The sequence below is a fragment of the Atopobium sp. genome (assembly GCF_034113385.1).
Classification (GTDB): domain Bacteria; phylum Actinomycetota; class Coriobacteriia; order Coriobacteriales; family Atopobiaceae; genus Atopobium.
Window position 1 is genome coordinate 19,761 of the sequence record NZ_JAXEXL010000010.1, and the last position, 19,386, is coordinate 39,146.

The window sequence follows — 19,386 nt, forward strand, 5'->3', positions numbered from 1 at the left end:
AATAGAGGCTGTCATTGTAAGGTCATCGTACGCATAAAGGTAGGGCAAGGAGGGAAAATGTATGCATCTGTGGTGTTGGATATTCCAACACGCTCCATTAGTACTGCATTTGATTACCTTATTCCCTCTGATTTAGAAGCTACCTGCAAGATAGGCACAACGGTACTGGTCTCGTTTTCTGGTAGAGCAGCTGTTGGCTATGTTATTGCAGTGGTAGACCATGCGCCCGTCGGTGTAGCAGCAAGCAAAATCAAACCCATCGAGCGCGTTTTGGCGGCGCCTGCCTTTGACAAAACATCCGTTGAGCTTGCCTGGTGGATGTGCGAGGAATATGCAGCGCCTTTGTCTGACTGCCTTCGTTTATGCATTGCACCTGGTCAATCCATGCGTGTCCGCCGAGAAAATACATCGAGTCCGTGGGAATTAGTTTGTGAGGCAACGGGTGCAGTGGACGACCGTTGGGTTGAGCTTGCGCCCGCTGCTCAAGAGTTTGTTCCGCGCAAAAATGCTGCACGTCAGCGTACTGTATTGGGTGCACTTACCTCAGGCTCATTGCGCATGTCTGAACTAAACGCCACCATTGTGGGGGCTTCCTCTGCGGTACGTGCCTTAGAGGCCAAGGGCGTGGTGCAAATCTATACAAAACGTCGTGTGCGCGGGTACGATACTACAACGCTTTCCACTGCGCATGCTGCGCGCCCAAAGCAACTTACGCAAGGCCAACAAGACGCACTTGCAGCTATTAGTACTGCTTGTGAGGCTGGTTGTGGAGATGTTGTAGTGCTTGATGGCGTTACGGGTTCTGGCAAGACCGAGGTATATCTTGCTGCAATTGAAAACGTGCGCAAACAAGGGAGAGGTGCTTTGGTGCTTGTGCCAGAGATTTCTCTTACTGCTCAGACGGTTGGCCGCTTTCGTTCTCGTTTTGGGGATGACGTGGCTGTGCTACACTCTCGTCTTTCTGCTGGTGAACGCTATGATCAGTGGGATATGGTGCGTCAAGGTCATGCTCATGTAGTTGTGGGAGCACGCTCTGCCTTGTTTGCCCCTTTAAGTGACGTGGGTCTTATCATTATTGACGAGGAGCATGAGAGTTCCTATAAGCAGGATTCCAGTCCGCGCTACCATGCGCGTGAGGTGGCTGTACGCCTGGCTAAGTTGCGGTCAGGCGCATTGGTTTTGGGGAGTGCAACACCATCGTTGGAAAGTCTTGCCCGTGCACAAAACGGCAGCTATGCAGGGGCATCGTGGGTGCGCGTCAGCATGAATGAGCGTCCTGGTACGGCAGTGTTGCCACGTGTACAGATTGTAGATATGGCACAGCAATTTGGCGCAGGCAACCGCTCTATTTTCTCGGAACCTCTGGTAGCAGCTTTACATGATGTAGTCACCCATGGCGAGAAGGCCGTGCTCTTGCTTAATCGTCGTGGTTTTGCCAACTTTTTGATGTGTCGTGAGTGTGGCTGTGTTCCCACCTGTCCCCATTGCTCGACCTCTCTTACGTACCATGAACGTACGCATGAGCTCATGTGCCATAGTTGCGGCCGCAGCTGGCCAGTCCATGCGTTTCCTAATCCTTCTACCGCATGCCCTCACTGTGGCAGTCGCTATTTGGCACAGTTTGGTGTGGGTACACAGCGTGTGGAGGACGAGCTTGCAATGCTCTTAGGACCAGACGTGGACATTATTCGTATGGATGCGGATACCACCAAGGGTAAGGGATCTCATCAGCGCTTGTTAGAACAATTTGATGCAAGTTCTTGTGCGGTGCTTATTGGTACCCAGATGATTGCCAAGGGGCTCGACTTTCCAGAGGTTACCTTGGTGGGTGTTATTAATGCAGACACCACGCTTAAGCTACCAGATTTTCGTGCAGCAGAACGCACCTATAATTTGTTGGAGCAGGTGGCGGGACGTGCTGGGCGAGGCGCTAAGCCAGGTCGTGTAATTGTGCAAACGTACTGGGCTTCTCATCCAGCAATTCAGTCTGTATATAGGCATGATCGCAAGGTGTTTTTGGAGTCTGAACTTCTCGATCGTAAAGAGGCACAGTACCCGCCCTATACGCGTTTATCTAACGTGATTGTGTGGGGAAAACAAGAACGTGTTGTCAAACAAACCGTGTCTGATTTTGCAACAGTATTGCGCAAGGAAGTGGCGGATTTAGATGGTTGGTCTGTTTTAGGCCCCGCAGAATGTGTAAAAGCTAAGGTTAAAGACTGCTTTAGGTCACATATTCTTGTAAAATCGCCCGTGGATTCCAACCCTGGTTCTGTGCTTAGTGCGTGTGCTGCACAAATAAAACCAAAGTTGGGTATTAACATGGCATTGGATATTGATGCATACGACCTGCTGTAATACTCGTTTGGCTCTGCCAGTGTACGTATAGTGTGGCCGTATGAGCATACACATAAGGAGATACTATGAGTGCCCTCGATGACATTGTCTTGTCACCCGACCCACGTCTTAAGCAAGTCTGCACTCCCATTGAGCACATTGACGGTCATATCAAGCAGCTTGCCAAGCGCATGTTAAGGGATATGTATGCAGCTGACGGCTGTGGCTTGGCTGCTCCGCAAATTGGCGAGAATATCCAGATGGTTGTTATTGACGTAGACTATGCAGATGGCAAAAAGAATCCCTATATCTTAATCAATCCAGAAATCATCACGGCAGACGGTACTCCTCAAGTCTATAACGAGGGGTGTCTGAGCTTCCCGGGCATTAGTGTGCCTGTAGAACGTCCTTCTCATGTGGTGGTTCGTGCGCTTAATCTAGACGGCGAGCTTATGGAGTATGAAGCAGAAGGTAACCTTCTGGCTATTTGCTTACAGCATGAGATTGATCACTTGCAGGGCATAACCATGGTGGACCACTTATCTATTACACAGCGTGCTGCTGCTATGCGTGAGTATGAACAGGCATTGGCAGCGGGCGCTCGCCCTGGTGACACCGAGATGTGCTAGCTAGATTTGCTGGCTGTTTTTGCAGAGCTTGGAATAGATTGGAGCCTCATGCGCATTGTATTTATGGGTACTCCCGAGTTTGCCGTTCCATCGCTTGAGGCCGTTGCCGCAGTTCATGAGGTTACGCTTGTGATAACACGTCCTGATGCGGTACGCAAGCGTGGTAAAAAACTTGAGCCATGCGCCATCAAAAAGCGCGCCTATGAACTTGGCCTGCCTGTGTTGGAGACTTCTCGTATGACACCTAAGGCTTTGGATGCGGTACGAGAAGCCCGTCCAGAGATTATAGTTGTTGCTGCTTATGGCTGTATTTTGCCCGATGAGTTGCTTGCTATCCCAAGCATTGATTGTATAAATGTTCATGCGTCGTCATTGCCTCGCTGGCGTGGTGCTGCTCCTATCCAACGTGCTATTTTAGCGGGAGATATTCGAGCTGGCGTATCCATCATGCGCGTCGTACATGAGCTGGATGCCGGAGCCTATTGTGCCCAGGCAGATCTTGTGGTGGGATCAAGTAACACCGCTGAGCTCACCCAGCGCCTTTCTGTCTTAGGCGCCCAAACGCTTGTAGAAGTATTGCCTGCTCTTGCAGATGGCAGTGCGGTTTGGACTGAGCAAGATGAATCTTGCGTTACCTATGCCCACAAGGTTACTAAGGCAGAGATGTTCTTATCGCCTGAGTTTTCTGCACAGCACAACGCGGTGTTGGTGCAGGCTTCTTCCGATACTGCTCCCGCACGTTTGGTGCTTGCTCATAAAGGCGTTCGTGTACTGCAAGCGTCTGTTGTTCCCGCAGTAGATGAGATAGCCATTGCTGCTGGAGAAGTTGTTGTAGAGCACGGACGTGTATATCTAGGTTGTGCTCAGGGCTTGCTTGAGCTTTTGGTTGTTCGTCCTGATGGTAAGCGCGATATGTCAGCTCAGGCATGGTCTGCTGGACTACGTGGTGAGGGACTTACGTGGGCAAAGCAGTAAGCCGACGAGAATATCAGACGGATAGCACCATGAACAGCCACACGAGTGGCCGCACGGGTTGCCATGCAACACCTGCACGCATGGTTGCGCTTTCTATTGCCGGGGAGATACGCCGCCGAAAAGGCTATGCGCGCGATGTGCTGCGTACGTCCCAAGAGCTTCGTGGCATGGATGCGCGAGACGTGAGTTTTGTCCAGCGGCTTGTTTTGGGCGTTACACTTTCTTCTGGTCTATTGGATGAGTTTATAGATACTCATGCAATCAGGCCTTCTAACATTCAACCGCAGGTGCGTGATGCACTGCGTATAGCCTGTTACGAGCTGTGTTATTTACAGACTCCTGCCAATACTGCTGTTAATCAGGGCGTTGAATTGGTGCGCAGTGTGGTTTTTCGTGCTGCTGGTATGGCTAATGCTATCTTGCGTCGTGTTGCTGCACAGGATGTTTCTCGTGTTGCTGCTGCACATCAGATAGTGCAAGCTGCTTGTGCATCTGATCAGCTGCAAGCAGATGCTTTGGCTGTTGCAACCGTTCCAACCGTGCAAGACTTTGCGCTTACTATGGCAGCTCCCGTGTGGTTAGTGCAGCAGTTGATAGATTCTATTGGCGTACAAGCGTTGTGTGATATGGCTTTATGTGCTCATGAGCCAGCACCGGTGTGGGTATCTGCCAATAGTGGTATCCATACATTTGAAGAGGCACGCAATCTTTTAGATGCAGCAGGTGTCATAGTGCAAGATGCACCCTTCCCACAGGTGTGGTGCGTACAAAATGCTGCCCTTCTTACCTCATCTAAGCTAGTAAAACAGGCGGATGTAGTAGTGAGTGACCTTGCTGCGCGTATGGTTTGCTATAGTGCTTCTCCTGAACCTGATACAACTCTGTTAGAAATTGGCCAGGGGAGAGCTACAAAATCAATGCTTTTGGAAAGTCTTGCTCAGCAAGCTGGTGCTCCGGTGCAGTTAGTGGGTGTGGACAATTCTCCGTTTAAGGTTGCTGTTGCTCAGCGTCGTTTAGAGAAGGGCTGGGGAGCCTATTGTCAGTCTGTTGCCTATGATGCCGGTAGCTTAGATAATCCTAGACAGTTGCCAGAACCACTGCGACGCAATTTTGATTTGGTGTTTGTAGATGCTCCGTGTTCGGGCACGGGTACCATGCGTCGGCATCCAGAGATTGCATGGACACTGACGCCTGAAGCACTGATGTCTACCAGTGCACATTCCATTCCTGCCACGCAACTACGCATACTTGTCTCGGCGGCTAGTCGTGTGCAAAAGGGTGGAACACTCGTATATTCCACCTGTTCGGTAATGCGACAAGAAAATGAAGATGTAGTTACTGCATTTTTACAAACAGACATTGGGCATCATTTTGGGCTTGTTTCGGTATTGGATGCGCCCGCTGTTTGTGCACTCAAAGACCAGAGTTTGCAAGCGTATGAACTTCTCGCAAATTGTGTAACAGATGAGGGTATGTTCCGTTCACACCCAAAAATGGGGTCGTTCGACGGTCATTTTTGCGCACGTTTTGTGAGATGCGCCTAACATTCGCACAAGTTAGTTACGCTGCATGCATGGTGAACACTGCACAACAAGTGTGAGGAGTGTGGCTGTGCGTCAGAGTTTAATATCTAATTTTCAGCGTGTGTGTGAAGCTACCGCTATTGAAGCGTCTAAATGGGCGGGCCGTGCCGATAAAGTTTCTGCTAACAATGCTGCTATGAAAGCCGTACGGCGTGGATTAGGCGATATGAGCATGTCAGGACATGTGGTTATTGGCCAACGTCCGCTTACGGAGCCAACGCAAGATCAGAAAGCCAAGAAAAATGACGATTTGTTAGTGGCGGGAGAAACGCTTGGGCGCGGTGGTGATTCTTTAGACATTGTGGTTGATCCTATTGAGGGCACCAATCTGGTTGCTAATAATCAACGCAATGCAATTTCTGCCATCGTATTTGCCCCCCGTGCTACTTTACTTAATGCTCCAGTTAAGCGCATGGCAAAGATTGCTTGTGGGCCTGCAGTTCATCCTGAGGCTGTGGGTATTGATAAAACGCCAGAAGAAAATATCACTGCTGTGGCTCGTTCGCTTCACAAGCCCGTAGCTGATGTTATGGTATGTATTCTTGATCGTCCACGCCATACAGAGCTTATTGAACGCGTTCGTGCAACGGGTGCGCGCGTTAAGCTGGTGTATGACGGTGATGTACAAGCAGCGCTTGCAACGGCTATCCCCAACACAGGCGCAGACCTTATGTTAGGGGAAGGTGGCGGACCAGAAGGCGTTTTAGCTTGTGCTGGCCTCAAGGCATTAGGTGGGTTTTTCCAAGCTCGATTCCATTTTACGGAAGAGGGCGAGCGCGAAGCTGTGGCAGCTGCTTGTGATTTTGACATTGATCAAGCAATTACCATGGATGAGATGGTGCGTACTAATGATATTCATTTTGTTGCAACTGGTATTACAAATGGCAGTATGCTAGCGGGTGTTACTCATAATCCCGATGGTTCAATCCAAACGCATTCCATTGTGGTGAGCTCTATAGACAACACGACGTCGTACGTTACACGCCTGTATCGAGATGGGTCATTTGGTTCATCTATTTCTGAACCAGGCTTACATGACTCCATTTTTTAGCTTTTGGATTGGGTCTTTTGCTTATCCTTGTCCTTACGTATCAGCGTGAGGTTGAAAGCATTAGTTGAATCAAATAGAGCTTACTTCCTGCTCTTGCCACGTTGATCGGTGTTGTAAAAGCCTGTGCCTTCAAACTTAATGCCGCTTGCCGCAAAGATCTTCTCGGCCTTAGTACCGCAAGAAGGACAAGTTATTTCTGGTCGTTCCGACATGGGATGCTCAACCTCAAAGGTGGCGCCACAGGATGGACAATGATAGTCATAACGAGCCATACAAAAAGCCTCCGAAAGTATGCAAAACAATACGGCGTAGGTTACTTTACCCAAAGTTTGAGTCAAAACATCTCGACATTGTACTCAAAAAGGCTTTACCATGAAGCCTGCACGCATTTTTATTCGATGGAGGAAGCTATATGGCAATAAGCGGCGCAATTTTTGACTGTGACGGCACCTTGGTAGATTCCATGTCTATGTGGTGGAGCGCATTTCCTCGTTTGCTTGCGCGGCACGGTTTTGCCATGACTGATCAAATCCAGAAAATCTTGGATGAGTGCGAAGCAGTAAGTTTGGATGAAGAAATTCAAATTTTGCACGATGCGCTTTCCATTCCTGTCTCCGTTGCAGATTTGTCGCGCGATTTATCACAGATGATTAGTGACGCCTATGCTTCAGAGATTCAGGCGTGGCCTGCTGCTCAGCCATTTTTAAATCAGCTTAAAGATGCGGGTATTCCTATGATTATTTGTACCTCTACCGGTGCAAAAGAAGTGGCCCTGTGTATGGAACATCTTGGTCTGTCCGATTACTTTGTGGACATCGTGAGCGCGGAAGAGAAGAACTTTACCAAGACCGAGCCCGATATTTATTATTATGCGCTGGAGAAACTGGGTACTTCTAAACAGACCACGTGGGTATTTGAGGATGCTCCCTTTGGTTTAACCACGTCCGAGCGTGCGGGATTCCCCAATGTTTGTGTCTTTAATACTCACGATAATCGCGATGAGGACTTCTTGCGTTCTCATGCTACCAAGTTTACGCACATCTACGAGGATATTACCCTTGCAGATTTGCAGTCATATCCTACCAACTCATAACCCATGACACGGCAAGCCTATGATGCAGCAGTCTACACATACCGTCGTATTGATAGCTGGTTCCCCAGAACCTAGTTCCGTTGATCTGGTGCGTGAACTTGCGGCGGATGCTCACTACATTATTGCGGTTGATCGTGGTGCCAACATACTCAAGCATGCACAAGTGGTGCCAGATTTGCTGGTAGGAGATGCAGATACCATCTCGTCTGACGCGTTGATGTGGATAAAAGACAATCGTGTTCCTACCAAGCTTTTCTCGCCAGAAAAAGATTACACGGATTTAGACTTGTCTTGCCAAGCTGCGGCGGCATATGGGCAAGACAACAACGTGCAGGTAGAGCTGGTAGTGTGTTGCGCCACGGGAGGCAAGCCTGATCATGCGCTGTGTGTATATGGTGTCTTGGCGCACTATGCGCATTTGTGTCCTACGCTTATAGAGGATGGTTTTATTTGTAAGGTGCTCTCTGATGCAGGTAGAGCTTCATGGACTTTGGTTGATGCCGTGGGCCAGAGTTTCTCGGCAGTAGCGCTTGCGCCTCATACCATACTTACCGAGAAGGGCTTTGCGTGGGATGTGGACTGTCTTGAGCTTCCAGTACTGTTGGATAGGGGAATATCTAATCGCGTGAAGTCTTCAAATGCATGCATTACCTGTGTACGTGGTGTTGTAGCTGCATTTTTGCATGCTGTATAAAATGTATGTTTGTTATATACTTACTAAGCGTATCGTATAAACGTATCGTAGAAAGCGCATCTTGAATTTCTTATTACAAAACACGGCAAAACTAACGCATCACAGGTAGATGGGGGACATCAACCTGGCATCGTTTTTCATAGCGTGTATTTTCGCATGGTGCTGTTTGCATTTGGGCTGTGGATAACTATCTTTTTGTTTGCGCTTATAGAATCACAGCCTTTTGTGTGGGATAACCTTGCTCTTCCTTTTTCTGGAATTAAGCTCTATAGGGCAGGCACGCTAATAATGCTCGTGCTTTTTTGCCTTTTATTTTTTAGGAAAAAGAAAGTTCGTATCTCTGCAGAGGGTATCTATGTATACCGTTACAACCTGCAGATTTCTTGGGAAGAGCTTGAAGCTGTGCACTACATGCGGCTGTTTGAACGATCAACAAGATCATGGTTATGGCTGTATAGCAGTAAGTCACTAGTTATATTTCGCAAACATGCCAAACCAATATGCATACGAAACGTATCGTATGTTGCTCTATGGGCAGTTCATGTATACGTGCCGGGTGTTCCAAATAATCTTGGCGCAGCAGGAATTGCTACGGTATATAACTTTTTCTGTAATTGCATGATTTTGTTTGGTGCTTACAACCTCAATATGGTCAACCATATACCAAATAGTAGTGCGTGTGCTTTTGTGGTTACGGTAGCAGTATTGGCTTGCCTACGCACTTTTGCTGTGCCCTTTTTACTAAATCGTAATATCTTTGCTCAACGGTATCGCTATCTGAGTGGTTTGCATACGTTTATGAACAAACAATATGCAGGTGACGTACTGGAAGACCTGTAAAGATAACCTGCCAAGATATCATACGTAGCTGAGGTCATACGCAGCTAAGGCAGTAAGATATAGATAAACAAAAAGCCTCCCGAAGGAGGCCTCTTAATACAGCTGTATAGTATGTTCAGAATTATGAACGGGCAACCTTGCCAGACTTAAGGCAGGTGGTGCAAACGTTCATCTTCTGACGATGACCATCAACAACAACGTTAACGGACTGAATGTTTGGCTTAAACTTACGATTGACAGTGCGGTGGGAGTGGCTAATAGAGCGACCAGCAACAGCGTGCTTACCGCAGACTTCACATACCTTCGACATGGTTATTACCTCCGTTGAAGTGCACGCGTAGGTGCACGCAATGACACAAAGCTGAATTATATTAGCACACGAGCAGCGTTTTGCAAAAAGAAAAACCCTGATGATGTGTTGGTTTCGTAGTGGTACAGCCAAAATATGGATAACAGCGTGATGAGGCTTTGTCATTTTGTGAGTAAAACCCTTGGTGGTCTATACTTAGCTATGGTAAAGCGAGAAAATGTTTCGACGCATTCGGCGTTTTTTATCGAGAGGAGAGGGCATGGCACATTCCGTACCCGGCACCTTGAGGGTCTCTAATGATTGCATAGCTGATTTAGCAGGGTATGCAGCGCTTGAAGCTTATGGCATCGTGGGCATGGCTTTTATCGATGCAAATGAGGGCGTAGCACGCTTGCTTCCCAACAGTCGTTTGCGCAAGGGGATTGATGTAGACCAAAAGGATGGGCACCTTGTCATAGACATGCACGTCATCGTAGAAGAGGGCGTAAACATGTCTGCCGTGTCCGCTAATCTTAAAGATAATGTTGCGTTTCTTATCAAAAGAATTGCCGAGATTGATAACGTACTTGTCACTGTCCACATCGAGGGTATGCGTACTCACTAGTACAGCACCAGCGTAAGACCGTTTATAGAACTGAGGATCTAACACATGATTTTTTCCGTCGTTAGGAAATGTTTTCCTGTTGCTGCACAGGTAGTTGCCACTAAGGCAGAGGATATTAACAAGCTCAATGTTTTTCCCGTACCTGATGGTGATACTGGTACTAATATGTCCCTTACATTGGGCACGGTTGTGGGTGAGCTCAATGCACTTCCCGCAGATTCCAATATGGATGCCATTGCAAAAGCCATCACACACGGCTCTTTGATGGGTGCCCGTGGCAATTCTGGTGTTATTACCTCCCAGATTTTGCGTGGCGTTGCTGAAGGTCTTGTAGAAGCTGACGAGAATAACCTTTCGTCGGCAGATATTGCGCGCGCCTTCCAACGCGGTCAAAAAATTGCCTTTCAGGCAGTTCGTAAGCCTGTAGAAGGTACCATTCTTACTGTTTTGCGCGATGTAACCACCAAGGCAGGCGAGTGTGCTGCTGCCAAGATGTCTGTGGAAGATACCCTTAACAGTCTGGTGGTAGAGGCCTATGAATCCGTAGCACGTACCCCGGATTTGCTGCCTGTTCTTAAAGAGAATGGCGTGGTAGACTCAGGCGCTTTTGGTTTTGCTACTTTTATGGAAGCCTTTGTTAACTGCGCTTTGGGCAATGATACTACCCTGGATTTCTCTCCAACAGTTGTATCTGATGATGAGGCCAAGGCTCATGTACAGGCTCAGGTAGCTATTGAGCTTAATGATGACTGGGAGGGCTCTGAGTTTCGTTATTGCAACGAGTTTTTGTTCCAGGCAAACGATGAAACCTTTGATGAGGTTGCGGCTCTTAAGTTCTTATCTACGATGGGTGATTGTGAGCTGTTAGTGGGCGATAACCCCACGTATAAAGTACATGTTCACTCCAACAATCCAGATCAAGTTTTGAAGTATATGCTTCAATATGGTCAGGTATTTAATGTATTTATTCATAACATGGATTTAGAAGCTCAAGAACGTACAGAAAAGATTGCATCTGATCAGCAAGCAGCCCAATCAGGAAAAACAACACAGGAGAAAACCTCAGCAGAAGATGCAGTGTTGCCTCATAAGGAACTTGGCTTTGTAGCGGTAGCTGCGGGTGATGGTGAGGCAGATATTCTCAAATCTCTTGGCGTAGATGTTGTGGTATCTGGTGGTCAGACTATGAATCCCAGCACAGCAGATATCATTGCTGCTGTTAAGAAAGTTAATGCAGATACGGTTATTGTACTTCCCAATAATTCTAATATTCGTATGACTGCAGAAGCTGCATCTGGTGCTTTTGATGAGGGGACTGTTGGCGTTGTTCCCACCAAAACTGTTCCTCAGGCGTTTGCCGCTTTGTTTGCCGTAGATCCTGATGCTTCATTGGCAGAGATGGTAGAAGCTATGACTGAAGCTATCTCAACTGTTCGTGATGGTGAGGTAACCACGGCAGTTCGTGATTCTGCAGCGGCTGATGGTACTCCCATTCATAACGGGGATGTGCTCGGTATTGTTCAAGGTGTTATTGAGGCTGTGGGTACTAACGTGCATGATGTCACCTTGGATATTATCAACCGCATGCAACAACAAGAAGAAGGCGATACGCTTACTATTCTTGCTGGTTCTGATATGTCCGATGAGGAGTTTGAGGCTCTGTGCGCTGCTATCGAGGAGGCTCAGCCAGACTTGGAGATTGATGCCCAACGTGGCGGACAGCCTTTGTATCCCATTATTTTCTCGATTGAATAGTAAAAACCTCGCGTAGTTTGAACGTTTCTTGTCTTCGCTCGATATTTCACATAAGGGTGTACCTGCGGTTGCTGACGTGTCCGACCGTATGGGGTGCACCCTTGCTTTGTCAGACAGTGTAGCGCGCCTGCGCTATGTATCCGAGGCGCGCGCTGAGGTTTTGGCGCGCCTGGGTATTACGCGCGTGCGTGATCTTTTGCTGGCAGTGCCTCACCGCTACTTAGATTTTTCTCATAAGGTAGACATTGCTCATGCCGATGTTGGCACCACCGTTACTGTGGTAGGAACTGTCGATAGGGTTACAGCCAAGCGCCCTCGTCCGCGCCTCAGTGTGGTTGAACTGTCTGTTATAGATAGTACCGGCGTTATAATGGCAACCTTTTTTAAACAGCCCTGGGTGGCGGAGCAGGTCCATGTTGGTGACGTGATTGCACTTTCTGGAAAAGTTACGTTTGCTTATGGCTTCAAGCAGATTAAAAGTCCTTTTTACGAGGTATTGGCTTTTGCTGCCGAGAAAAGCGACTATTCGCGCATATTACCCGTTCATCATGTGAGTGAAGGCCTTACGGTTGCTTGGATGCGCCGTATTGTGTCTGCTGCCTTAGCGGATCGTGGGAATATTTATGATTACCTTCCTGCACAGCTTGTGGCTTCACGCAATCTTATGAGCTTGAGTCGTGCCTTGCGTGAGATTCACTTTCCTTCAACTATGTCACATGCTGCCGCCGCACGTGCACGCTTTGCCTATGATGAACTGCTGTGTTTACAACTAGCACTTCAAACACGTAAGCGTCTGGCTTTGCGCGATGTAACCCCTTGTACGCATAGTGTTACTGGTGTCCATGTGCAAGCCCTTCAGGCAGCCATGCCCTTCTCGCTTACCGATGAGCAGCGCTTAGCTGTAGAGGAAATCTTTGCAGATATGGCAGCACCTCAGGTTATGAATCGCTTGCTATTGGGTGATGTTGGCACCGGTAAAACCGCTGTTGCAGCCATGGCCCTTGCTGCAGTAGCAGACTCTGGTACCCAAGCTGCCATGATGGCGCCTACATCCGTGTTGGCTCGTCAATATGCCGAGAAGCTCGGTCCCTTGCTGGATGCTGCTGGTATTAATTGGACGCTGATTGTTAGTGCCACCCCCGCGACACAGCGTGAACAAGCAACGCGTGCACTGGCTGCGGGAGACATTTCTGTAGTCTTTGGTACAACAGCTTTGCTATCAGATGATGTCGTGTTTTCTAAACTGTCTTTAGTGGTTATAGACGAGCAACATCGTTTTGGTGTGGATCAACGCAATGCGTTGCGCAAAAAGGGGATTGGTGCAGATTTGCTATCTATGACGGCAACACCTATTCCGCGTACCTTGGCACTTTCCGTATACGGGGATATGGAACTCAGTCGTATTGTGCATCGTCCTGTTGCTGGTGCGGGCGTTCAAACTCAGGTGTTAGCTCAAGAAAATCTTGATCTTGCGTATAGCGCTATCCAAGATGCGTATGCGGCTGGTCATCAGGCGTATGTGGTGTGCCCGCTGATTGATGAGGTAGATGAGGGAGCAGATATGACAGATGATGCTCCTCAAACTGATGCTCCAACATCTCGCCTTCATTCTGCAAAGGCAGTGTATGAAAGTCTATCGCGTTCGACTCTGCGCACTATGCGGGTTGGATTGCTTACGGGTCGTATGTCTGCTCAGGAAAAAGACCAGGTTATGAGTGATTTTAGGGCAGGCACGATTGATGTATTGGTCAGCACGACGGTCATTGAGGTTGGCGTGGACGTGCCCAATGCAACCGTATTATTGGTGTATGATTCCGAGCGTTTTGGACTCGCAACGCTCCATCAGTTGCGCGGTCGTGTGGGACGTGGCAAGCATGCGGGCTTAGTGTTTTTCTCGACAGCTGCTCAAAAGGGGTCAGCGGCTCGTAGGCGCCTTGCGGCGCTGGAAGCTACCAGCGATGGCTATGAGCTTTCGCAGATGGATTTGCGCCTGCGCCATGAGGGAGAAGTGCTGGGCTTTAAACAAAGCGGTGGGGTAACCTTGCGCTATGTGGATTTGGCTCAGGATGAAGAGCTTGCACTTCACGCACGTGAAGACACGCAAGTCCTACTTGCAAAAGATGCTGATTTGCGTGCTTACCCCAGTTTGGCACTTGAGGTGCGGGATAGATTTGGTGCGTATTTTGAGGAGGTAGAAGGCTCGTGAGGGTAGTTGGAGGAATGTGGCGCGGTAAGCCATTAGAGGCTCCCGAGGGGCGTGCTGTTACGCGTCCAACCACAGATCGCGTTCGTGAATCCATAGCATCCATGGTGCTTTCTGCTTGCGATTTAGATTTGAGTGGTATGTATGTGCTGGATGCGTTTGCCGGCTCTGGCGCGTTGGGTATAGAGATGTTGTCTCGTGGGGCTTCTCATACAACCTTTGTGGATACAGATCGTACAACCATACGGCTCATTAAAAAGAATCTGGCGCAAGTGGGGGCAAGTCCTGCTAGCTTTACCGTGCTTGCATCTGATAGCTTTAGCTGTGCTACAAACCCAGCTTTTAGGGCACATCCTTTTAATCTTGTGTTGTTGGACCCGCCGTATGTTATTACAAGTGCACAGGTTGCAGAGATGTTGCACGCACTCTATACCAATGAAGCACTTGCTCCCAAAGCATTAGTTGTGTATGAGCGCGCTGCAAAAACGCCAGAGCTGAGCTTGGATTTTGCACATGCTCTTAAACAAAAACGCTATGGTACTACCTGTGTTGATGTACTGCGAGTGGAGCGCTCACATGAATAAGTTTCAGATGGAAAATGATGGCATTTCACATATTGTCGTGCCCGGTACCTTTGACCCTGTGACCTATGGCCATCTTGATGTTATTAGACGAGCACGTAGGTTTTGTCCGCGTGTTACGGTTGCGGTGGCAGCATCGGTAGGCAAAAATGGGACAGGACCTGTTTTTACTATAGAAGAACGCGTGCAAATGGTGCGTGATGCGCTACAGGAAGCATGGATTGACGATGGGGTAGATGTATCAGCGCTCACGGGTCTTCTTGTTGATTTTTGTCATGAGCATGGAGCAGGCGGTGTCGTAAAAGGTCTACGTGCAACCACAGATTTTGAGTATGAGCTTCAGCAAGCAGATCTTAATGCACGCTTAGCACCTGATATCGAGAGTATCTTTATTATGTCCAGTCCTGAACTTGGTTGCATTTCCTCGTCAGTAGTGCGTGAACTGGCAAGTTTTGGCTCGGATGTACATTTATTAGTTCCACCCAGTGTTGAGAAAAAACTGCATGAACGCTTTGGTGCCTAAGCTGTTGGAGAGTTCGTGTGCCGTTGAGCTTATGTATAGCACATGGTAGTTGGCGTGTATCTATAAAAACCTGTATACTTTGCTCATTAAGAATGCAATTTTATGGCTTGGTGGCCTCTTTGGGGTACCAGAACAGCATATCCTCACGAAAGGAGACTCTTATATGCAGCCAGGTGAGGAAATCGAAAGCTTGGTAGACGAGCTTGAAGGAATTGTGGCAGACGCTCGCGTACCCTTTGCTGGTGGCGGCCAGAAGAAGATTATTGATTCTGGTGACGTGTTTGAGATTTTGGACGAGATTCGTGCGCGTTTTCCTGAAGAGTTCCAGAATGCTCGCCGTATCCTTAAGGAAGAGGATGAGATTTTGTCTCGTGCTCAGCAGCAGGCCGATTCTATTATTGCAGATGCTCAGCAGCAGGCAATGATTCTTGCAGGTGATCAAGAGATTGTACGCCTTGCTCAGCAGCAAGCAGATGATATTCGTGATCAGGCTCAGCAGTACGAGCGAGACACTCGTTACAATGCAGAGGAGTATGCAGAGTCTGTGCTTGCTCACTTGGAAGAGAATCTCAAGTCTCTTACGAGCACCGTTTCACGCGTACGCCAGACACTGGATGAGAACTCGGGTGCCCGCAATACTTCCAATAACGTACCTTGGTAAGTAACGTGAGTCAGTTAGAGGCACTTATCGTTAAGGTGGACGATCGCCTTGCTAATCCAGGCAATACGTTTTCCTTAGACGGGCACATAGATCAAAAGAGTTTCTCACTTGGAGATCACGATTTTACCTTGCCCAGGGGCATTGATTACAACTTGGTGCTTACCAATGCTGGCGAAGGTATTTTGGTTACCGGCATTGTTAAAGCTCAAGCAGAGGGCGTATGTGATAGATGCTTAGAGCCTGCACAGCTTGACCTTTCTGCTGAGGTAGATGAGTACTTTTTGTTTGAAGAGCCCCAAAAAGTCTATGAAGATGAAGCAGATGAAGAAGAGGGTGTGGACTTCTCTTTAGTTTCAGATGATGAGACAATCAATGTAGCAGATGCCCTTTTAGCAGCGCTTTTGATGGAGACTCCTTATATTGTGTTATGCCGTGAGGATTGTAAGGGTCTTTGTCCTACCTGTGGTACTAATCTTAATGAGCAGGACTGCGGTTGCAAAGCTCAAAAAGAGGCGCATCAGGCTCAAGAAAGTCCTTTTGCTGCTCTGAGCACCTTGGATTTTACTGACTAGCATCGTTAAATTGTGATAAAACGACAAAGACGATACAACGTAGTCGTTTTGCAGCTATGATGTGGTACTATCTGCATTTGTGATTTGATACGGGCGTTGGCTCGATATCGTAAGGACGTAAGAGAGGCAACCATGGCAGTACCTAAACAGAAAAAGGGCCGCGGCGCTACGCACACTCGCCGTTCCGCCAATAGCAAGCTCGCCGCACCAGCACGTTCTGTGTGCCCACAGTGCGGTGCCGTTAAGCTTCCGCATCACGTGTGCCCCAATTGTGGCTACTACAAAGATCGCGAAGTTATCGTAACTGAGTAGCACATGCTATTTGATCGGCCTGGGAGGCTGGCTCTGTTTGGGGCCGGCCTCCTTTTCGTAGGTTTAAGAATGGACAACCATGATTACAGTTTGTGTTGATGCAATGGGTGGGGACGAGAAACCCGAGGTAGTGTTGGAAGGTATTGCTGCTGCGCTTAAACGCGATCAGGACCTTAGTGTGCTTGTAGCAGGCAATGAAGAGTATGTCTTGAGCTTTTGTGAGTCTCATGAGCGTGCCAAAGCCTTAGTAACCACTCAGGAAATTGGCATGGATGAGCATCCTGCGCAGGCCGTGCGCACCAAGAAAGACTCAAGCATTGTGCGTGGTTGTGCTGCTGTAAAAGCTGGTCAGGCAGATGGTTTCTTTTCTGCAGGATCTACCGGCGCCATCCTAAGTGCAGCAACGCTTGGTATTGGCCGTATTCGTGGGATTAAGCGTCCTGCAATTGGTGCCATACTTCCTGGTCGTGATGGCCATCAAACCGTACTGCTTGATATGGGTGCCAACGCAGATATTCGCTCCGATATGATTGTTCAGTTCGCGCGTATGGGAGCTGCCTATGCGCATGCTGCTTTGGGGGTTACCACTGCGCGCATTGGTCTGTTATCCAATGGCGAAGAAGATACTAAAGGTTCTGAGCTGGTACTGGCATATCATGCGGCATTGCGCGAAGGCTTTATGCAGGATGATTCCTGCGTCTTTGCGGGCAATTGCGAAGGCACGGATATTCTTAATGGCACGTTTGATGTTATTGTTTGCGATGGATTTACGGGTAATGTTGCGCTTAAGTCTATGGAGGGTACGGCAAAGTATCTTATGCATGCCATTAAGCAAGCAACAAAACAGTCATTTTTATCCAAGTTAGGTGTAGCACTTCTTATTCCAGCATTACGCGGTATAGCAGGCTCTCTTTCTGGTGATGAGAATGGCGGCGCGGTGCTGTTAGGCTTAAAGGCTCCTGTACTTATCGGTCATGGTGCTACGAGTGTAGAGGCTGTTATGAACGGCACGTTAGCTACAGCACGTTGTATTCGAGCAGATGTATGCAACAAGATTGCTCAGGATGTCGCTTAACTTGTATGTCCTATACTGATTGTTTGATACGCTGTTCAAACAGTTGCCAAGCAACACACAAAGACTCAATACAGGGTACAATCTAAAGCGTTTTTAAGCGCTCATGTTTTTGTGAGCATCGCGAGGCATTTATTGTGTAGCACCAGCTAAACCACGTGTTACCTAACAACTACGAAGGAGGACTGTCATGGATCGTGCAGCCATTCTTGAGAGGGTCATTGCACTTGTGTGTGAAACACTCGAGGCGGACGAGGACAGTGTAGATGAAAGCACTACGTTTGATGACCTTAATGCAGATTCGTTTGATAAACTTGAGCTTGTAACAGCTTTTGAAGATGAGTTTGACCTTACTCTTGATGATGAGGTTTTGGCTAGCATTAACAGCATTGGTGACGCCGTATATGCTATCGAGAATGCGCAGTAGTTGTGGCTGGAGCAACTAAGCAACAAATTGAAGCTGCCGAGAAAATCGTGGAGCACGTATTTACCAACAAAATGCTGGTACGCAGTGCTCTTACTCATCCTTCTGCAACAGAAAACAAACCCATTTCTGATAGTTATGAGCGTCTTGAGTTTTTAGGTGACTCTATCTTGGGTGGTATGGTTGCAGCAGATTTGTTTTCTCGATTTCCCGATATGGATGAGGGCGGTCTTTCTCAGATGAAAATAGCCCTTGTTTCTGGTGTAACACTTTCTCGTGTGGCAGATGAGCTTGGTCTTTCTGACTGTATCTTTTTTGGTGAGTCTGAACGCGGTACGGGTGCGCGTGGCATGCACTCTGCATTAGAAAACGTATATGAGGCATTGGTGGGTGCCTTATATTTAGATGCTGGATTTGATGTTGCTCATGCGTTTGTCGTACGTTCATTGTCTCCGCATATGTCGCGGGATTTGTCGGTAGTGCCGGTGAGTTCTAAGTCTCGCTTACAGGCAGTTACTCAAAGTACTATGCACGTGCAGCCAGAATATAAAATCGTTTCGCAAGATGGTCCTGCTCATGAACCCACTTTTGTAGCCGTTGTGATGGTTGATGGCAAGCGCATTGGCCGTGGATCAGGATCGTCAAAAAAGTCTGCAGAAACCGCAGCGGCTCATGACGCTTTAGAACGTATGGGCATATCCACTACTGATAATTCGTAACAGACAAGCCTTAAGAAAGGTAGCGCGAGGTGTATTTAAAGTCGCTCACGCTTAAGGGCTTCAAGTCCTTTGCCGATAAAACACATATGGTATATGACCCTGGTTTAACCGTTGTTGTTGGACCAAATGGGTCGGGAAAATCAAATGTTTCCGATGCTATTTTGTGGGTTTTGGGCGAGCAGAGCGCGCGCATGTTGCGCGGTCAAGCAATGGAAGATGTTATCTTCTCTGGCTCCAGTGCACGTCAACCAGTTGGCGTTGCTGAAGTTACGTTAGTGTTGGATAATTCTGACCATACCATTCCGGTAGACTTTACAGAGGTGGGCATTACTCGCCGTATGTATCGCTCAGGTGAGTCTGAATACCTTATAAATGGTGCACCTGCACGTCTTATGGATATTCAAGATGTACTTCATGATTCTGGCCTAGGCAAGGATACTCACTCCAT

21 protein-coding genes are annotated in these 19,386 nt (G+C 48.1%); 19 read left to right on the plus strand and 2 right to left on the minus strand.

The annotated features are described in order from the left end of the window. Positions 1-57 precede the first annotated feature (57 nt). The 5 genes from priA (at position 58) to SPD80_RS02435 (ending at position 6,575) form a co-directional block, all read left to right on the plus strand. A complete protein-coding gene (gene priA / locus SPD80_RS02415; protein WP_320828320.1) occupies positions 58-2,358 on the plus strand; it encodes a primosomal protein N' in 2,301 nt (766 codons plus the stop codon). Between the two features lie 65 nt (positions 2,359-2,423). Further along, entirely contained in the window at positions 2,424-2,966 is a 543-nt protein-coding gene (gene def / locus SPD80_RS02420; protein ID WP_320828321.1) for a peptide deformylase, read from the plus strand. 48 nt (positions 2,967-3,014) lie between these two features. Beyond that, a complete protein-coding gene (fmt, locus tag SPD80_RS02425) occupies positions 3,015-3,941 on the plus strand; it encodes a methionyl-tRNA formyltransferase (RefSeq protein WP_320828323.1) in 927 nt (308 codons plus the stop codon). Between the two features lie 29 nt (positions 3,942-3,970). Then, on the plus strand, positions 3,971-5,485 hold the full coding sequence (locus SPD80_RS02430) for an RsmB/NOP family class I SAM-dependent RNA methyltransferase (protein WP_320828325.1): 1,515 nt from the start codon (positions 3,971-3,973) through the stop codon (positions 5,483-5,485). Positions 5,486-5,552: 67 nt separating this feature from the next. Further along, positions 5,553-6,575, plus strand: coding sequence for a fructose-bisphosphatase class II family protein (locus SPD80_RS02435; protein WP_320828326.1), 1,023 nt, complete (start codon positions 5,553-5,555; stop codon positions 6,573-6,575). 80 nt (positions 6,576-6,655) lie between these two features. Here the strand turns inward: SPD80_RS02435 and SPD80_RS02440 are convergent, their stop codons facing one another. Beyond that, on the minus strand, positions 6,656-6,847 hold the full coding sequence (locus SPD80_RS02440) for a zinc ribbon domain-containing protein (RefSeq protein ID WP_320605378.1): 192 nt from the start codon (positions 6,845-6,847) through the stop codon (positions 6,656-6,658). Positions 6,848-6,987: 140 nt separating this feature from the next. On the opposite strand from SPD80_RS02440, the gene SPD80_RS02445 reads away from it, so the two are divergent. Both SPD80_RS02445 and SPD80_RS02450 read left to right on the plus strand, forming a co-directional pair. Beyond that, positions 6,988-7,668 carry an HAD family phosphatase gene (locus SPD80_RS02445; RefSeq protein ID WP_320828327.1) on the plus strand — a complete coding sequence of 227 codons (681 nt, stop codon included), beginning with the start codon at positions 6,988-6,990 and terminating at the stop codon, positions 7,666-7,668. A gap of 19 nt (positions 7,669-7,687) precedes the next feature. Continuing rightward, a complete protein-coding gene (locus SPD80_RS02450) occupies positions 7,688-8,362 on the plus strand; it encodes a thiamine diphosphokinase (RefSeq protein ID WP_320828328.1) in 675 nt (224 codons plus the stop codon). A 961-nt stretch (positions 8,363-9,323) separates the two neighbouring features. Here SPD80_RS02450 and rpmB read toward each other — a convergent pair. Then, a complete protein-coding gene (rpmB, locus tag SPD80_RS02455) occupies positions 9,324-9,512 on the minus strand; it encodes a 50S ribosomal protein L28 (RefSeq protein WP_002563530.1) in 189 nt (62 codons plus the stop codon). 259 nt (positions 9,513-9,771) lie between these two features. Between rpmB and SPD80_RS02460 the strand changes: the two genes are divergently transcribed. The 12 genes from SPD80_RS02460 to SPD80_RS02515 all read left to right on the plus strand — a co-directional run. Further along, the gene (locus SPD80_RS02460) at positions 9,772-10,116 is read left to right on the plus strand and encodes an Asp23/Gls24 family envelope stress response protein (RefSeq protein ID WP_320605391.1); all 345 of its coding nucleotides are present in this window, start codon (positions 9,772-9,774) and stop codon (positions 10,114-10,116) included. 45 nt (positions 10,117-10,161) lie between these two features. Then, positions 10,162-11,871, plus strand: a complete 1,710-nt coding sequence (locus SPD80_RS02465; protein WP_320828329.1) for a DAK2 domain-containing protein — start codon at positions 10,162-10,164, stop codon at positions 11,869-11,871. 88 nt (positions 11,872-11,959) lie between these two features. Continuing rightward, complete coding sequence (locus SPD80_RS02470; protein WP_414429688.1) at positions 11,960-14,077, plus strand: ATP-dependent DNA helicase RecG; 2,118 nt, start codon at positions 11,960-11,962, stop codon at positions 14,075-14,077. Then, positions 14,074-14,658, plus strand: coding sequence for a 16S rRNA (guanine(966)-N(2))-methyltransferase RsmD (rsmD, locus tag SPD80_RS02475; protein ID WP_320828331.1), 585 nt, complete (start codon positions 14,074-14,076; stop codon positions 14,656-14,658). Before SPD80_RS02470 ends, rsmD begins: the two co-directional genes overlap by 4 nt. Next, entirely contained in the window at positions 14,651-15,178 is a 528-nt protein-coding gene (coaD, locus tag SPD80_RS02480; RefSeq protein ID WP_320828332.1) for a pantetheine-phosphate adenylyltransferase, read from the plus strand. The genes rsmD and coaD overlap by 8 nt, the downstream gene beginning before the upstream one ends. A 163-nt stretch (positions 15,179-15,341) precedes the next feature. Continuing rightward, positions 15,342-15,839, plus strand: coding sequence for an ATPase (locus SPD80_RS02485; protein WP_028264159.1), 498 nt, complete (start codon positions 15,342-15,344; stop codon positions 15,837-15,839). A gap of 5 nt (positions 15,840-15,844) precedes the next feature. Next, positions 15,845-16,411 carry a DUF177 domain-containing protein gene (locus SPD80_RS02490; protein ID WP_320604432.1) on the plus strand — a complete coding sequence of 189 codons (567 nt, stop codon included), beginning with the start codon at positions 15,845-15,847 and terminating at the stop codon, positions 16,409-16,411. 132 nt (positions 16,412-16,543) lie between these two features. Then, positions 16,544-16,723, plus strand: a complete 180-nt coding sequence (gene rpmF / locus SPD80_RS02495; RefSeq protein WP_002563538.1) for a 50S ribosomal protein L32 — start codon at positions 16,544-16,546, stop codon at positions 16,721-16,723. A 79-nt stretch (positions 16,724-16,802) separates the two neighbouring features. Beyond that, on the plus strand, positions 16,803-17,798 hold the full coding sequence (plsX, locus tag SPD80_RS02500) for a phosphate acyltransferase PlsX (RefSeq protein WP_320828334.1): 996 nt from the start codon (positions 16,803-16,805) through the stop codon (positions 17,796-17,798). Positions 17,799-17,985: 187 nt separating this feature from the next. Continuing rightward, positions 17,986-18,222, plus strand: coding sequence for an acyl carrier protein (locus SPD80_RS02505; RefSeq protein ID WP_320604438.1), 237 nt, complete (start codon positions 17,986-17,988; stop codon positions 18,220-18,222). 2 nt (positions 18,223-18,224) lie between these two features. Continuing rightward, positions 18,225-18,938 (plus strand): ribonuclease III, encoded by a 714-nt coding sequence (rnc, locus tag SPD80_RS02510; protein ID WP_320604440.1) that lies wholly within the window; start codon positions 18,225-18,227, stop codon positions 18,936-18,938. A gap of 29 nt (positions 18,939-18,967) precedes the next feature. Next, the coding region (locus tag SPD80_RS02515; protein WP_320828336.1) for an AAA family ATPase at positions 18,968-19,386 on the plus strand (419 nt) is incomplete at its 3' end.

What these genes read in the sequence shown, in the direction of transcription:
- priA (WP_320828320.1), top strand. Translation starts at nt 58, where the DNA reads ATGTATGCATCTGTGGTGTTGGATATTCCAACACGCTCCATTAGTACT.
- def (WP_320828321.1), top strand. Translation starts at nt 2,424, where the DNA reads ATGAGTGCCCTCGATGACATTGTCTTGTCACCCGACCCACGTCTTAAG.
- fmt (WP_320828323.1), top strand. Translation starts at nt 3,015, where the DNA reads ATGCGCATTGTATTTATGGGTACTCCCGAGTTTGCCGTTCCATCGCTT.
- SPD80_RS02430 (WP_320828325.1), top strand. Translation starts at nt 3,971, where the DNA reads ATGAACAGCCACACGAGTGGCCGCACGGGTTGCCATGCAACACCTGCA.
- SPD80_RS02440 (WP_320605378.1), bottom strand. Translation starts at nt 6,847, where the DNA reads ATGGCTCGTTATGACTATCATTGTCCATCCTGTGGCGCCACCTTTGAG.
- SPD80_RS02445 (WP_320828327.1), top strand. Translation starts at nt 6,988, where the DNA reads ATGGCAATAAGCGGCGCAATTTTTGACTGTGACGGCACCTTGGTAGAT.
- SPD80_RS02450 (WP_320828328.1), top strand. Translation starts at nt 7,688, where the DNA reads ATGATGCAGCAGTCTACACATACCGTCGTATTGATAGCTGGTTCCCCA.
- rpmB (WP_002563530.1), bottom strand. Translation starts at nt 9,512, where the DNA reads ATGTCGAAGGTATGTGAAGTCTGCGGTAAGCACGCTGTTGCTGGTCGC.
- SPD80_RS02460 (WP_320605391.1), top strand. Translation starts at nt 9,772, where the DNA reads ATGGCACATTCCGTACCCGGCACCTTGAGGGTCTCTAATGATTGCATA.
- SPD80_RS02465 (WP_320828329.1), top strand. Translation starts at nt 10,162, where the DNA reads ATGATTTTTTCCGTCGTTAGGAAATGTTTTCCTGTTGCTGCACAGGTA.
- SPD80_RS02470 (WP_414429688.1), top strand. Translation starts at nt 11,960, where the DNA reads ATGGGGTGCACCCTTGCTTTGTCAGACAGTGTAGCGCGCCTGCGCTAT.
- coaD (WP_320828332.1), top strand. Translation starts at nt 14,651, where the DNA reads ATGAATAAGTTTCAGATGGAAAATGATGGCATTTCACATATTGTCGTG.
- SPD80_RS02485 (WP_028264159.1), top strand. Translation starts at nt 15,342, where the DNA reads ATGCAGCCAGGTGAGGAAATCGAAAGCTTGGTAGACGAGCTTGAAGGA.
- rpmF (WP_002563538.1), top strand. Translation starts at nt 16,544, where the DNA reads ATGGCAGTACCTAAACAGAAAAAGGGCCGCGGCGCTACGCACACTCGC.
- plsX (WP_320828334.1), top strand. Translation starts at nt 16,803, where the DNA reads ATGATTACAGTTTGTGTTGATGCAATGGGTGGGGACGAGAAACCCGAG.
- SPD80_RS02505 (WP_320604438.1), top strand. Translation starts at nt 17,986, where the DNA reads ATGGATCGTGCAGCCATTCTTGAGAGGGTCATTGCACTTGTGTGTGAA.